General features: G+C 36.8%; 9 protein-coding genes. 3 read left to right on the forward strand and 6 right to left on the reverse strand.

Annotation, left to right across the window (positions count from 1 at the left end; genetic code table 11):
• Positions 1–5 precede the first annotated feature (5 nt).
• From ACFINS_RS07045 to ACFINS_RS07070, 6 genes are all read right to left on the reverse strand, one after another.
• A complete protein-coding gene (locus ACFINS_RS07045; protein ID WP_375651191.1) occupies positions 6–1,667 on the reverse strand; it encodes an NAD+ synthase in 1,662 nt (553 codons plus the stop codon).
• Between the two features lie 119 nt (positions 1,668–1,786).
• Positions 1,787–3,166 (reverse strand): class II 3-deoxy-7-phosphoheptulonate synthase, encoded by a 1,380-nt coding sequence (locus ACFINS_RS07050; RefSeq protein WP_375612142.1) that lies wholly within the window; start codon positions 3,164–3,166, stop codon positions 1,787–1,789.
• A 68-nt stretch (positions 3,167–3,234) separates the two neighbouring features.
• Complete coding sequence (gene gor, locus ACFINS_RS07055; RefSeq protein WP_375612141.1) at positions 3,235–4,626, reverse strand: glutathione-disulfide reductase; 1,392 nt, start codon at positions 4,624–4,626, stop codon at positions 3,235–3,237.
• Between the two features lie 199 nt (positions 4,627–4,825).
• A complete protein-coding gene (locus ACFINS_RS07060) occupies positions 4,826–5,395 on the reverse strand; it encodes a DUF2059 domain-containing protein (RefSeq protein ID WP_375612140.1) in 570 nt (189 codons plus the stop codon).
• Positions 5,396–5,501: 106 nt separating this feature from the next.
• Positions 5,502–6,206 carry a ribose-5-phosphate isomerase RpiA gene (gene rpiA / locus ACFINS_RS07065; protein ID WP_375706032.1) on the reverse strand — a complete coding sequence of 235 codons (705 nt, stop codon included), beginning with the start codon at positions 6,204–6,206 and terminating at the stop codon, positions 5,502–5,504.
• Between the two features lie 482 nt (positions 6,207–6,688).
• The gene (locus tag ACFINS_RS07070) at positions 6,689–8,947 is read right to left on the reverse strand and encodes a ComEC/Rec2 family competence protein (RefSeq protein ID WP_375612138.1); all 2,259 of its coding nucleotides are present in this window, start codon (positions 8,945–8,947) and stop codon (positions 6,689–6,691) included.
• A 111-nt stretch (positions 8,948–9,058) separates the two neighbouring features.
• On the opposite strand from ACFINS_RS07070, the gene gltX reads away from it, so the two are divergent.
• The 3 genes from gltX (at position 9,059) to ACFINS_RS07085 (ending at position 13,506) form a co-directional block, all read left to right on the forward strand.
• The gene (gene gltX / locus ACFINS_RS07075; RefSeq protein ID WP_375706033.1) at positions 9,059–10,489 is read left to right on the forward strand and encodes a glutamate--tRNA ligase; all 1,431 of its coding nucleotides are present in this window, start codon (positions 9,059–9,061) and stop codon (positions 10,487–10,489) included.
• A gap of 261 nt (positions 10,490–10,750) precedes the next feature.
• The gene (gene gltA / locus ACFINS_RS07080; RefSeq protein ID WP_375612136.1) at positions 10,751–12,046 is read left to right on the forward strand and encodes a citrate synthase; all 1,296 of its coding nucleotides are present in this window, start codon (positions 10,751–10,753) and stop codon (positions 12,044–12,046) included.
• 707 nt (positions 12,047–12,753) lie between these two features.
• Positions 12,754–13,506, forward strand: a complete 753-nt coding sequence (locus tag ACFINS_RS07085) for a transporter substrate-binding domain-containing protein (RefSeq protein WP_375706034.1) — start codon at positions 12,754–12,756, stop codon at positions 13,504–13,506.
• Positions 13,507–13,629: the final 123 nt, after the last annotated feature.

Genomic DNA, 13,629 nt, shown 5'->3' on the forward strand with positions numbered 1-13,629 from the left:
AATACTCAATTTTTATCGCGAAAATGATTGACTATAGGATAGCGACGATCGCGTCCGAAATTTTTGTAACTGATTTTTACACCAAGCGCAGATTGACGCCTTTTATATTCGGCACCATAAAGAAGCTGTTCAACTTTCGCAACAGTTTCTCGTGAATGTCCACGTTTAACAATATCACAAATACTCATGTCATTTTCTACAAGATATTGTAATATATCATCTAAAATAGGATAAGGCGGAAGAGAATCTTCATCTTTTTGATTTTCCCGCAGCTCTGCAGAGGGTGCTTTTTCTATAATATTGGATGGAATGATCATTCCTTCTGGTCCTCTCAAATTGTGCAAGTGATTTTTATTGCGCCACTCCGCTAATGCATAAACCTGCATTTTATAAATATCTTTAAGAGGATTAAACCCGCCATTCATATCCCCATACAGTGTTGCATATCCCACAGCCATTTCTGACTTATTGCCTGTCGTTACCACCATTGAGCCGAATTTATTTGAAAGCGCCATTAAAAGTGTACCGCGTATACGACTTTGAAGATTTTCCTCTGTGACGTCAGAGGGTAACCCTGAAAAAACAGATGCCATTGTCTTTAAAAAAGCCTCAACAGGTTGTGCAATCGGTATGATTTCATAACGACATCCCAAAAGATCAGCACATTCTTTGGCATCTTTTAATGATTCTTGCGAAGTATAATGATAGGGCATCATAATGGTGCGAACCCTCTCAGCACCAAGAGCATCCACCGCCATTGCCGTACACAGGGCTGAATCAATTCCTCCTGAAAGACCAAGAATAACATCCTTAAAGCCGTTTTTATTAACGTAATCTTTCAACCCCAAAACACAAGCTTGATAATCAGCCGCTAATCCATTGAGAAGACTTTCATTAGGACCTGAAATACAGTGCCATCCCGTCGTTGTTTTTTGCCAATGGCTTAAAGCAATATGGCTATCAAAGTGTTTCATTTGAAATATCTTTTTGCCTTGTCCATTCAAGGCAAAAGACCCACCATCAAAAACGAGCTCATCTTGACCACCTACTTGATTAGCGTAGATAATTGGCACTCCAGATTGTAGAGCCTGTGTATGAACAACGTCTATACGTTTTAATGTTTTATTACGATAATAAGGAGATCCGTTAAGGACAAGAATAATTTCCGCTCCTTTATCTTTAAGCTCTGTACTAAGAGAGGAATCATTCCAAAGATCCTCACAAATGACTATTCCTAATTTAATTCCATGATAGACAATAGGCTGAGGACGTGGACCTGAAGAAAATAAACGCTTTTCATCAAATTCAGCATAATTAGGTAAATCAAACTTCAAACATTCGGCAATGACTCTCCCTTCATCAAGAACCATGACAGCGTTGTAAATATTACCATTGCGCCTTAATGGAAGACCAATGACAATTCCTGGTCCGCCTACGGTTATCTTTGCTAATTTCTCAACAGTCTCTTCACATGTTTTTGTAAAAGCAGGTTTTAGAACAAGATCTTCCGGCGGATAAGCACTTATAAAAAGTTCCGTGAATAAAACAAGATCAGCCCCCTCTTCTTTGGCCTTTTGATGCGCCATGACAGCTAAAGAAAAATTCCCCTCAATATCACCGACAATAGGATTTAATTGGGCAATTGATACCCGAAAATCATTTTTCATAAGCCTTTGTATCATTTCATCAGTTTAGCAACCACAACTTTATTCTTCATCATCGGAAACATCATTTTTTAAAATTCTTTTCTGCCATAATGACCTAAAAATATTAGGCAAATTTTTGCCTACCCCCCAGCAGCAATTGCTAACGATTCAGTCACGCGATTTTTTTTAAGGAGTTCAGCAACAAGAAAAGCCAATTCTAACGCTTGATCTGCATTTAACCGTGGATCACATTGCGTATGATAACGATCAGATAAATCGTCCACAGAAATGGCGTGCGCCCCTCCTGTACATTCAGTAACATCACGACCTGTCATCTCAATATGAATGCCTCCTGGATAAGTTCCTTCTCCACGATGCACTGCAAAAAAATTCTCTACTTCTTTTAAAACATAATCAAAAGGACGCGTCTTATAACCATTGGCAGTAATTGTATTGCCATGCATTGGATCACATGACCATATAACCGCACGCTTCTCGCGTTCAACAGCACGGATGAGTTTAGGCAGATAACTTTCAACTTTATCATAACCAAAGCGCGTAATGAGAGTAAGCCGCCCCAACTCGTTTTCAGGATTTAAAATATCAATTAATTTTAAAAGCTCATCAGGTTCAATGGAAGGACCACATTTTAATCCTATAGGATTCTTAATGCCGCGACAATATTCAACGTGAGCATGGTCAATCTGACGCGTACGGTCACCAATCCATAACATATGACCAGATGTTGCATACCAATTTCCTGAAGTTGAATCAATCCGAGTCAAAGCCTCTTCATAACCAAGCAACAGTGCTTCATGACTGGTATAAAAAGATGTTTCACGCAATGAAGAATGTGTTTTGGATGTAATCCCTATAGAACGCATAAAATCAATTGCTTCAGAAATACGCTCTGCCAATAATTCATAACGTTCTCCCTGCGGACTGTTAGAAACAAAACTCAACATCCATGTGTGAACATTTTCTAAATTAGCATAGCCACCTTGTGAAAAAGCACGCAATAGATTAAGTGTTGCCGCAGATTGGCGATAAGCCATAGACATCCGTTGCGGATCTGGAATACGAGAACCGGCTTCAAATTCAATGCCATTAATAATATCCCCACGATAAGCAGGAAATTCAACTCCCTCTTTTCTTTCAATATCAGAAGAGCGAGGCTTTGCAAATTGACCAGCAATACGACCAATTTTAACAACCGGTTTAGAACTACCAAAGGTCAAAACAATCGCCATTTGCAAAAATACACGAAAAAAATCACGAATATTATCAGCTTCATGTTCTGCAAAGCTTTCGGCACAATCACCACCTTGCAATAAAAAAGCTTGGCCTTTCGCAACGGCTGCTAATTCATTTTTTAAATCACGTGCTTCACCGGCAAAAACTAAAGGAGGATACCTTCTCAGTTTTCGCTCAACATCTTCTAACATAGACTTATCCGGATAAGTCGGAACTTGTTTAATTGGCCTTGTTCTCCAAGTGTCAGGCGCCCATTCTTTTATCATTACACTCTCTCTAAAGATTAATCTTACAGATTAGCATATCAAAAGCTTTTTACCGCAATATATGCTGTTTAACTTTCTATTTTCTTCCCATTTTCATATATATAACTTGGTTTATACATCGTTACTAATTCTTCTGCCATCGTTGGATGCACTGCCATCGTCTCATCAAAGATATCCTTCGTCAGCTTACCCTTGAGAGATATCCCTATAAGCTGAGCCATCTCACCAGCATTTTCCCCTAAAATATGAGCGCCCACAACAATACGGCTTTCACCATCAACAATGAGTTTCATAAGCATTTTCTCTGAACTACCAGAAAGAATATTACGCATAGGACGAAAAACTGTACGATAAATTTCAAGACGCTTATAACGCTTTACCGCCTCCTCTTCTGAAAGACCAACCGTTCCAATCTCTGGCTGTGAAAAAACTGCTGTTGTAATTAAATCATAATCAGGTGTTGTTGGAATATTTTCAAATGCTGTCTTAACAAAACACATTGCATCATGAATCGCAACGGGTGTTAATTGAATATGACCTGTTACATCACCAACAGCCCAAATATGGGGGATATTTGTTGTCATTTTCTCATCAACAACAACTGCACCAAATTCATTCACCTTAACACCTGCCCGCTCAAGTCTTAAACCCGTTGTATTTGGTACACGCCCCGTAGCCAACATAATCTGATCGGCTCTGATTATTTTCCCATTTGATAAAACAACTTCATAACAATTTTCTGCAGCCTGCACTTTAGAAATTGTTATGCCATAGAGAATAGAAATCCCTTTTTCAATCATTGCATCGCTGAGCAATTGCCGCAAATCATGATCAAAATTACGAAGGATTAAATCACCACGATGAAGGAGTGTTGTTTTTACACCTAATTCATGAAAAATATTAGCAAATTCAACACCAATATACCCTCCACCAACAATCACTATTGATTTTGGGAGTTGATTAAGGTCAAAAATCTCATTAGAAGTAAGGCAAAATTCACCGCCTTCTATGGACGTATTTGGTGCAAGTTTTGCCCCTGTTGCAATCAAAATTTTTTCTGCACTTACCCGCTCACCCGTGGCAGAAAGCTCTAATGTGTGATCATCTATAAAAGTAGCACGACTTTCATAAATATGCACATTGTTATTTTCTAATCCCTTACGATACAACCCTTCTAACCTTGATATTTCTTTATTTTTAGCTGCAACCAACTTTTCCCAGCTAAAAATTGGATCCGCATATTCCCACCCAAAACCAACACTTTTCTTAAATTCTTTTACATATTGTGATGCATAAACATAAAGTTTTTTGGGAACGCAACCACGAATAACACAAGTGCCCCCTATACGATATTCCTCTGCTATAGCGACCCGCTTGCCAAGACCTCCAGCAAGCCGTGCTGCACGCACTCCACCAGAACCACTTCCAATAACAAATAAATCAAAGTCAAAAGAGCCCACGAATTATTCCTTCTTATACATCTGCAAGAGTAGGCTAAGATCTTTTATTATCAAATGAAAGTCTTTTTTTTGAAGAAGCCTTTTTTATAAAGCAGTATTCTAAAAAGACTTATTCTCATTAAAATATTTAAAACGGCGGGAAAACCGCCGCTATTAAAAAAATCAGAAATTGCCTATTGTTGTCATGATATCGATCAAGCTATTTTTTATTTTCTGAAGATTCTGATTTTATAGGCATATTTGTAGGCATAGTAGAATTATTCAAATTAAGTGTTTCAGACATCTCTTTTTTCACATTTTCTACAAGATCCCGCATAAGAGCAGTACGCCATATATCAAATGCTGAATAAGAATCACGTGCAATATTGGGGACTTCTGTCAAAAACTTTTTACCGGTATCAGAATTATAAAATGTTGTTATCGCATCAAGCTCTTTTTGAGTAAAATATTTTGCATATACATGAGCAATCTCTTTTTCTAGATCAGAGCGCCTTTTAATTAAAGCAAGCGCCTGCTTATCAACAATATCAGAAATAGCTGTTGCCAAATTCGGATCATCGCTAATCAGTTCATTTTTGAAATCATGGACCGCATTTGGTAAAAAGCTATCAAATTGATCCGTTGCATGAATAGCTCTGATTGCCTTTCGCGCTGAATCTAAATGTTGATCACTCACACCTTGTGCATAAGCCATGCCAACATTCACAACAAAAATAGCAATTGCACTAAAATATACGACAAAACGCTGAAAAGAAAATATTATTTTCATTTAATGATTACCCCGATCGCTAATTATAATTTTAATTCGTTATTCTACCTAAAATCTTTAAGACCCTTTTTTACTGTGCTAACATATCATCATGTAAATGCCTTTTCTAAAAATCAAACGGTTCTAAAACTTTTGTTTGACCATCAGCCATAGCGACAATTGCACGTGAAGCCAACCCCAAAAAAAGGCCATGCTCAACAACACCAGGAATAGCAAGAAGTGCATCTGATAATGGTTTTGGTTGCAAAATGCAGCCCCAAAATGCATCAAGAATAAAATGGCCACCATCTGTTTCAAAAGGATTTTTTCCATTCATTCGCAATGCAATTTTTCCAGAAAGCCCTAAATCATCAGCGACTTTTTCAATGGCTCTGCATGTTGTGTGGATACCAAATGGATTAACTTCAATTGGTAGTGCAAAAGCACCAAGTCTTTTTACCACCTTTGTTTCATCCGCAATGACAAGCATTGCACGAGATGCCGACGCTACAATTTTTTCATACAACAATGCTCCCCCTCCCCCTTTAATGAGCATCATCTCAGGACCAATTTCATCTGCTCCGTCAATATCAAGATCCAGCTCAGGTATTTGTTCTAAAGTGCTAACAGGCACTCCAAACTTATGACAGAGTTGTTCAGAATATTTTGAAGTAGCAACACCAGTCACCCGCAAACCATCCGCAACACGCTCACCTAGAAGACGAATAAATTCATTGACTGTCGAACCAGATCCGATACCAAGCCGCATACCATCTTCAACAAACTCAAGCGCTTTAATAGCTGCCATTTTTTTTAACTGCTGAACATTCATGAATGACTTTGCCTTCTATCCGTATAAGCAGCATTTATCACCCCTATTACCACCGATAATAATGATAATAAAAGATAACCTCTTGACGCAATCTATTTAAATTGACCATCATCTCTTGCTTGAAGAGATGTTACTCGTTATAGAAATATATGATAAGAATAAAATAGAATAATCAACAATTATCTTTTTTATTTCTTTGAGAATATTTGTTAGCATTTTTCTCATTCAATAAGAATTTTTGATTTATTTTGTGCTATCAATAGGATGCACAAAGATGCACATATCAATTTTTTTGAAAAAATTAAAATGATCAGATATAAAAAATCATCCATTTCTAGAAAACTGTAGATTATTATCTCATTTCAATAACGTTGATAAACTTACCAATTTAAATACCGTAAAATATTATGAGAAAAGTCTTCTGTTATTTTTTGTTTTGTCATTATCCAAATGTGAAGCAAAATATGACTGATTATATGTTTTTATGAATGCTGTCTGTGCATATTCCATGGTCTATGAAACCCTAGCGAAGACCAAATAATATCTCCACCTTTGGTCATCATAACGCTTCCTCGTGATAACAATTGTTGAGGTATAAATACCATTTTTGCCTTCTTGTAACAAGTTGGATTATGCATCACAAATGTCTGAATGAGAATATCTGCCTCTACACATTGATCTGTTTCTCTCTGTAAAACGATCACTTTTAATCCATTATCCAATAAAGATGTACATACATGATAATCACAAATAAATTGTCCGTGCAACGAAGGACCATATTTTGTTGGTTTAATCGTTTCATTCACACGAAATGACTTTTTCCATATGGATGTCGTGAACTTAGAAATATGGTAACGATCAATATATAATTTTTTATCATGAATAACGCCCACGAGGCGCATATTATCTGCTATAATCAGTTGTACAGGTGAATGCAATACACAAATAGAAATACCTGCCAAAATAAACAAACTAAAAAAGAGCCGGATGGGTGTTTTGCAAAAAGTCAGTCCAACCAAGCCTATACTCAATAAAACTAACGCTGATAACGGCATAAAACCAGGATTCAAATCAGGAGAAATAGCCTTGATAGCATGTGCAATCTTTATTACAAGATCAACTCCAAAACCCATAATTTGAAGAGGAAGCCATTCGAATCCTCCTAACATTGCAAGAACTGCGATTAATCCAAAGGGAATGACAAAAATTGAGATGACAGGCAAAGCAAAAGCATTACTGATAATGCTCAACGATGCCATATTAGAAAAATGATAAGCAGCATAAATTCCACTTGCACTCCCTGCAACAAAGGAAGAAGCACATGTTGAAAGCATCGATAAGAAAACAAAATTTATCACTCCTCCTCCAACATAAGAGGGAGTTGTTTTTCTTTTACGAAAAAATGATCTTCCACTCCACCAATCAAAAAAAGCGATCAAAGCAGCAGTCGCAGAAAAGGACATTTGAAAGCTAGGACCTAATATTTCATGGGGTGTCATCGCCAGAGTTATCAACCCTGCAATGGAAAAATTACGCATTGTTATAGCAGAGCGATTACACAATATAGCAACCAACATAACAGCAATCATCACAAAACTTCTTTGCGCTGATATTGCTAAGCCCGACAATAACAAATAAAAAGCTGTTATCATAAAAGCAACGATAGCAGCAAATTTTTTACTGGAATAATAGGAAGAAAAAACTGGAAAAAATGCTAAAAAACTACGGATACTCAAAAGAACTATGCCGCTTAACAACGCCATATGTAAACCTGATATTGATAAAATATGAGCTAATCCAGCTGTACGTAATGCTTCATTTGTCTCATTTGAAATACCAGCACGCTGCCCTGTTATGAGGGCAGCTGCAACACTCCCCTTTTCTCCTTCAAGGGCTATACGGATTCTTTGTGTCATCTTCGTGCGTAAATTTTCAATTTTCTGTAGAATGATAGCGAATATTCCATCAGGCTGCGAAACGGATATTTTTCTTGGTTTTCCTAAATAAACGCCTTGTGCTCCAATTCTTTTAAAATAATTATGAAAACTAAAATCGTAGCCTCCTGGACGCACCGGCCCAGAGAATGCACGAATCTTAACTTTTCCATGCAATCCATCACCAATCGCTAAGCCAGATGGCAAATATCTTGCCGATAAACGAACACGATGAAGACTATGGCGTAATACGGGATTTTCTGTATTCAAAATATCCAAAACTAAACGAAATCCTCCTTTGGCACCTGACTCAATAGAAACAATTCTTCCCGTCAATGTAGTGACAATGTCACTGCTTAGCATGGGTGTTGCAATACGCCACGTTTCTATTTTTGCCGCTAAAGCACCCAATATAATACAAAACAGAAACCCCACGGGAATCGATATTTTTCGATAAAAACGTGCTACATAGAATATTCCCAGAAAAATACTGACCAACGCCCCCAATTGTCCCCAACTTGGTTCCCACTCTAAATGAAAATAGAAAATGATTCCTAGGGCAAAAAAGACTAAAATCAGCGAAAAAAGGATACCAAAAGAAACTTCTTTATTAATACAATCTTCTAACCATTTGCGAAAAAAAATGATTACTTCTTTTAAGAGTGTCAATAAAAAAAGTTTTTGTTGATTATAGCTACTGTTCTTTGCATCATCATACCTAGAAAAAACACTCTGCCCTATCTGACATGGCTTTTTTCTTTCTGTAACAGATTTTTCGGATAAACCCTCTTTACTTTTATAAAACATCAGTCCCCCACTTTAACTCGCAATACGGCTATTGCACGCCCCATCACTTATGCTAACATGACTTTTCTATAAAATTCCATAAGTAATATCTTAGTTTAAAGGAAAATATTCGTGTCTGTTATTACTCGTTTTGCCCCTTCACCCACTGGCTTCCTTCACATTGGTGGTGCTCGTACTGCTCTTTTTAATTGGCTTTATGCAAAACATACCGGTGGAAAAATGCTTTTACGAATTGAAGATACAGACCGAGAGCGTTCAACCGAAGCAGCTGTAAAAGCCATTATAGATGGCTTGCACTGGATGGGTCTTAGTTATGATGGCGCCCCTATTTCGCAATTCGAACGAGCAGAACGTCACCGCCAAATCGCTGAACAGTTGGTCAAGAATGGCAAAGCATATTATTGTTATGCTTCACCTGAGGAGTTAGCTGAAATGCGTGAAAAAGCCCGTTCAGAAGGGCGCCCACCACGTTATGATGGACGTTGGCGTGACCGTGATAGTTCTGAAGCTCCTAAAGGTGTTAAGCCTGTTATTCGCATCAAAGCCCCTCAAGATGGAGAAACGATTGTACATGATCGTGTTCAAGGTGATGTCCGTTTTCCTAATAAAGATCTCGATGACTTCATTATTTTGCGTTCTGATGGTTCGCCTACCTATATGCATGCTGTTGTCGTTGATGATCATGATATGGGCATCACACATATTATACGTGGTGACGATCATCTTACCAACGCAGCCCGACAAACGATTATCTTTAAAGCAATGGGATGGGACATTCCTGTTATGGCCCATATTCCTCTTATCCATGGTGAAAACGGTGTAAAATTATCAAAGCGACATGGTGCGCTCGGTGTTGATGCCTACCGAACAATGGGATATCTTCCTGCTGCTTTGCGCAATTACCTTGTCCGTTTAGGTTGGAGTCATGGTGATGACGAACTGATGTCACTTAAAGATATGATTTCTTGGTTTGATATTGAGGATATTAACAAAGGTGCTGCTCGTTTTGATCTCAAAAAGCTCGATTCCATCAACGGACACTATATGCGTATGAGTAATGATCAAGAACTTTTTGATGCCGCTCTTAATATTCTACCAGAAACCGATAGGGGAGCACAAATTATTGAAAGACTTGATGAAAAACGCCGTGTTCAATTTTTAAAAGCAATCCCGCATTTGAAAGAACGTTCAAAAACACTGTGCGAACTGATTGACAATGCCTCCTTCATTTTTACGCAACGACCTTTACAACTTGATGAAAAAGCTCAAATGCTCTTAGATAAAAATGGACGAACCATTTTAAACGATCTTTATCTTGCTCTGAAAGCGTGCCCCTCTTGGGATACAAAAACTCTAGATGAAACACTTCGCTCTTTTGTCCAAACACAGAATCTCAAATTTGGATCTATCGCCCAACCACTTCGCGCAGCTCTTACAGGATGTGCAACATCACCAGGTGTTTTGGATATTCTTATTTTATTAGGACGCAATGAATCCCTTCATCGCATCAAGGACCAACTTATCACAACAATATGCCCATGATGTGCACTGAGTATATTTCCTCAAATAAGGATCTATACAGATATCTCAACGCGCCCTAAAAGAGTTTTTTATGTTATATCATTGAAATACATTTCTTATTGAGTAATAATGATCAATAAGGAAATATTTTTAGATTGCATGTACTCACTTTTAGAGGCAATCTACCCTTAAATAAGTAAGAAAAGCTTCAGTTATACATCCCCCACTCTGATGAAGCAGAGTCTTAATTTTTAGAAGTGAAGGATCTGAAAGGAATACCGAATGTCTGAGAATAACGCATATATTATTGTGAATGATAAAAAAGTAGAGCTTCCCTTGCGTAAAGGCACGAGTGGACCTGAAGTCATTGAAATTGCTTCTCTCTATAAAAAAACCGATATTTTTACTTATGATCCTGGTTTTACTTCAACAGCTTCTTGTGAATCAAAAATTACTTATATCGATGGTGATAAAGGCATATTGCTTTATCGTGGTTATCCTATTGATCAATTGGCTGAAAAAGGAGACTTTCTCGAAAGTTGTTATCTTTTACTTTATGGTGAACTCCCAACACAGCAAGAAAAAAATGAATTTGATCGATGTATTATGCAGCATACCATGGTCCACGAACAATTTGCACGCTTCTTCCATGGCTTCCGTCGTGATTCTCATCCTATGGCCGTCATGGTTGCCTGCCTTGGCGCTATGTCTGCGTTCTATCACGACTCTATTGATATTACAGATCCTCACCAAAGAATGATTGCTTCTGTTCGTCTTATCTCAAAAGTTCCAACGCTTGCTGCTATGGCCTATAAATACAGTATTGGACAAGCATTTGTTTATCCACGTAATGATCTTAGTTATGCTGCAAATTTCCTCCATATGTGTTTTGCTGTTCCTTGTGAAGAATATAAAACAAACCCTGTGCTTGCTCGGGCGATGGATCAAATATTTACCCTTCATGCAGATCATGAACAAAATGCTTCTACATCTACGGTACGTCTTGCTGGATCCTCAGGTGCTAATCCGTTTGCCTGTATTGCAGCAGGTGTTGCATGCCTTTGGGGACCAGCACATGGTGGTGCCAATGAAGCATGCCTAAAAATGCTACAAGAAATAGGTTCTATTAAAAGAATTCCTGAATTTATTGCACGTGCAAAAGATAAAAATGATCCTTTCCGCCTTATGGGCTTTGGGCACCGTGTCTATAAAAATTATGATCCACGTGCAAAAATCATGCAAAAAACCTGTCATAAAGTTTTAAAAGAACTCAACATTCAAGATGACCCTCTTCTTGATATTGCAATAGAGCTTGAAAGAATTGCCTTAAGTGATGAATATTTTATTGAGAAAAAGCTTTATCCCAATGTTGATTTCTATTCCGGCATTACATTAAAAGCTCTAGGTTTTCCAACTGAAATGTTTACTGTCCTTTTTGCATTGGCGCGCAGTGTCGGGTGGGTGGCACAATGGAAAGAAATGATTGAAGACCCTGCACAAAAAATTGGTCGTCCTCGACAACTCTACACAGGCTATGCTATGCGTGACTATGTTCCTATAGATGAACGTGCAAATTAAAAAAAGAAATCAATAAAGCTTCAATTTACTGAAGCTTTATTGAGAGTAATCAAAAAACATCCTTTAAAAATTTTTATAAAACGTGATTTTAAAACTCTTTCTACAGAGATAACATCATCATAAAAATTTACTAAAAAATTCTAAGTTTTAGCTCTGTAAAGAAATTGAGAATACTCTTCTGCAAATTAGCCAAACATTTAGCAAAAAGAAATTGAAAATTTTACCTTATAATCCTCATTATCTTTAATGGAAATGTATTCCCTATCATTCCCCCATGTTTAAAAGCCTTATTACATATTAAAATCTAGCAATGTCAGAATTTTTCTTTCTATCTTCTTCAGATAAAATTGCAAAAAGCTTACATTAAGTGCTTCTCTAATTAGAATAAAAACACTTTTACATTTTGTCCTGTTAAAAGCTGAAATTTTCTTTGTATTTAAGTTGATAGTTTTTCTTTTAAAGATAAATTATTGATTTTTAAATAAAATTATTAAAAATCACCCTATAACCAATAAGAGGTGACTTTCTTTCCTATATTTTTTATTCCCATACTTTATAAAAAGAAATTATTTTTTTGATAATGATATTCAGCATAATGATAGCAAAATGAACACAGATAAATTTTTTACATTGCTCCAAAAGAGCTTACAGATTATAAAAATTCATGATGGTTTCATATTTGCCAGCTTATCTAATAGGAGAACATAATGAAATTATTAGCAGGAGCTCTTATAATAAGCGCGACACTGTTTACCCTATCGGCCAATTCTCAAACGCTGAAAATTGCAAGCGATGCTTCTTATCCGCCATTTAGTTATATTGACTCAAATAACAAACTGCAAGGGTTTGATATTGATATATCTTATGCGCTTTGTAAAAAAATGAATGTTGAATGTACTATTGTCACACAAGACTTTGAGGGGATGATTCCCGGTCTTCTTGCCAAAAAATATGATGCTATCGTTTCTTCCCTTTCTCCTACAAAAGAGCGCTTACAAAAAATTGATTTTACAGATCCTTACTACAACACAGCACTCGCTGTTATCGTTACCAAAAATTCGGAAATTCAAGAAATCTCAACACAAGCCTTTAGAGGTAAAAACCTTGGTGTACAATCAAATACAACACAAGCTGCATATGCGGAAGATCATTATGCCTCTGAAGGAGTTAATATCAAACTTTATCCTACAGCAACAGAAGTTAATCGTGATCTTTTAAGCCATCGGCTTGATATCATCATCTTTGATAAATTAAAAGCATTAAATTGGCTTGAAAATGAAGGAAAAGACTGCTGTCTCCTCTTGGGAACTCTAGAAGAAACAAATTTTCCTATTGCAATTGCACTCCGTCAAAATAATAATGATCTTAAAAACAGTTTTAATAAAGCAATAGAAGAAATCCGCGCCGATGGAACCTATGAGAAAATTATGAGAAAATATTTTACTTTCGATATCAATTAGATAGTACTATGAATTAAAACTCAATCTGTATATTTAAGGGGTATCTTTAACTCTTTATTGAACATGCAGGTATAATTGGAAATTCGGCATTTTTATAAGAAAATTTACATTTATCAAAATAAC

This window comes from Bartonella sp. AA2SXKL (assembly GCF_042197205.1).
Classification (GTDB): domain Bacteria; phylum Pseudomonadota; class Alphaproteobacteria; order Rhizobiales; family Rhizobiaceae; genus Bartonella.

What these genes read in the sequence shown, in the direction of transcription:
- ACFINS_RS07045 (WP_375651191.1), bottom strand. Translation starts at nt 1,667, where the DNA reads ATGAAAAATGATTTTCGGGTATCAATTGCCCAATTAAATCCTATTGTC.
- ACFINS_RS07050 (WP_375612142.1), bottom strand. Translation starts at nt 3,166, where the DNA reads ATGATAAAAGAATGGGCGCCTGACACTTGGAGAACAAGGCCAATTAAA.
- ACFINS_RS07060 (WP_375612140.1), bottom strand. Translation starts at nt 5,395, where the DNA reads ATGAAAATAATATTTTCTTTTCAGCGTTTTGTCGTATATTTTAGTGCA.
- rpiA (WP_375706032.1), bottom strand. Translation starts at nt 6,206, where the DNA reads ATGAATGTTCAGCAGTTAAAAAAAATGGCAGCTATTAAAGCGCTTGAG.
- ACFINS_RS07070 (WP_375612138.1), bottom strand. Translation starts at nt 8,947, where the DNA reads ATGTTTTATAAAAGTAAAGAGGGTTTATCCGAAAAATCTGTTACAGAA.
- gltA (WP_375612136.1), top strand. Translation starts at nt 10,751, where the DNA reads ATGTCTGAGAATAACGCATATATTATTGTGAATGATAAAAAAGTAGAG.
- ACFINS_RS07085 (WP_375706034.1), top strand. Translation starts at nt 12,754, where the DNA reads ATGAAATTATTAGCAGGAGCTCTTATAATAAGCGCGACACTGTTTACC.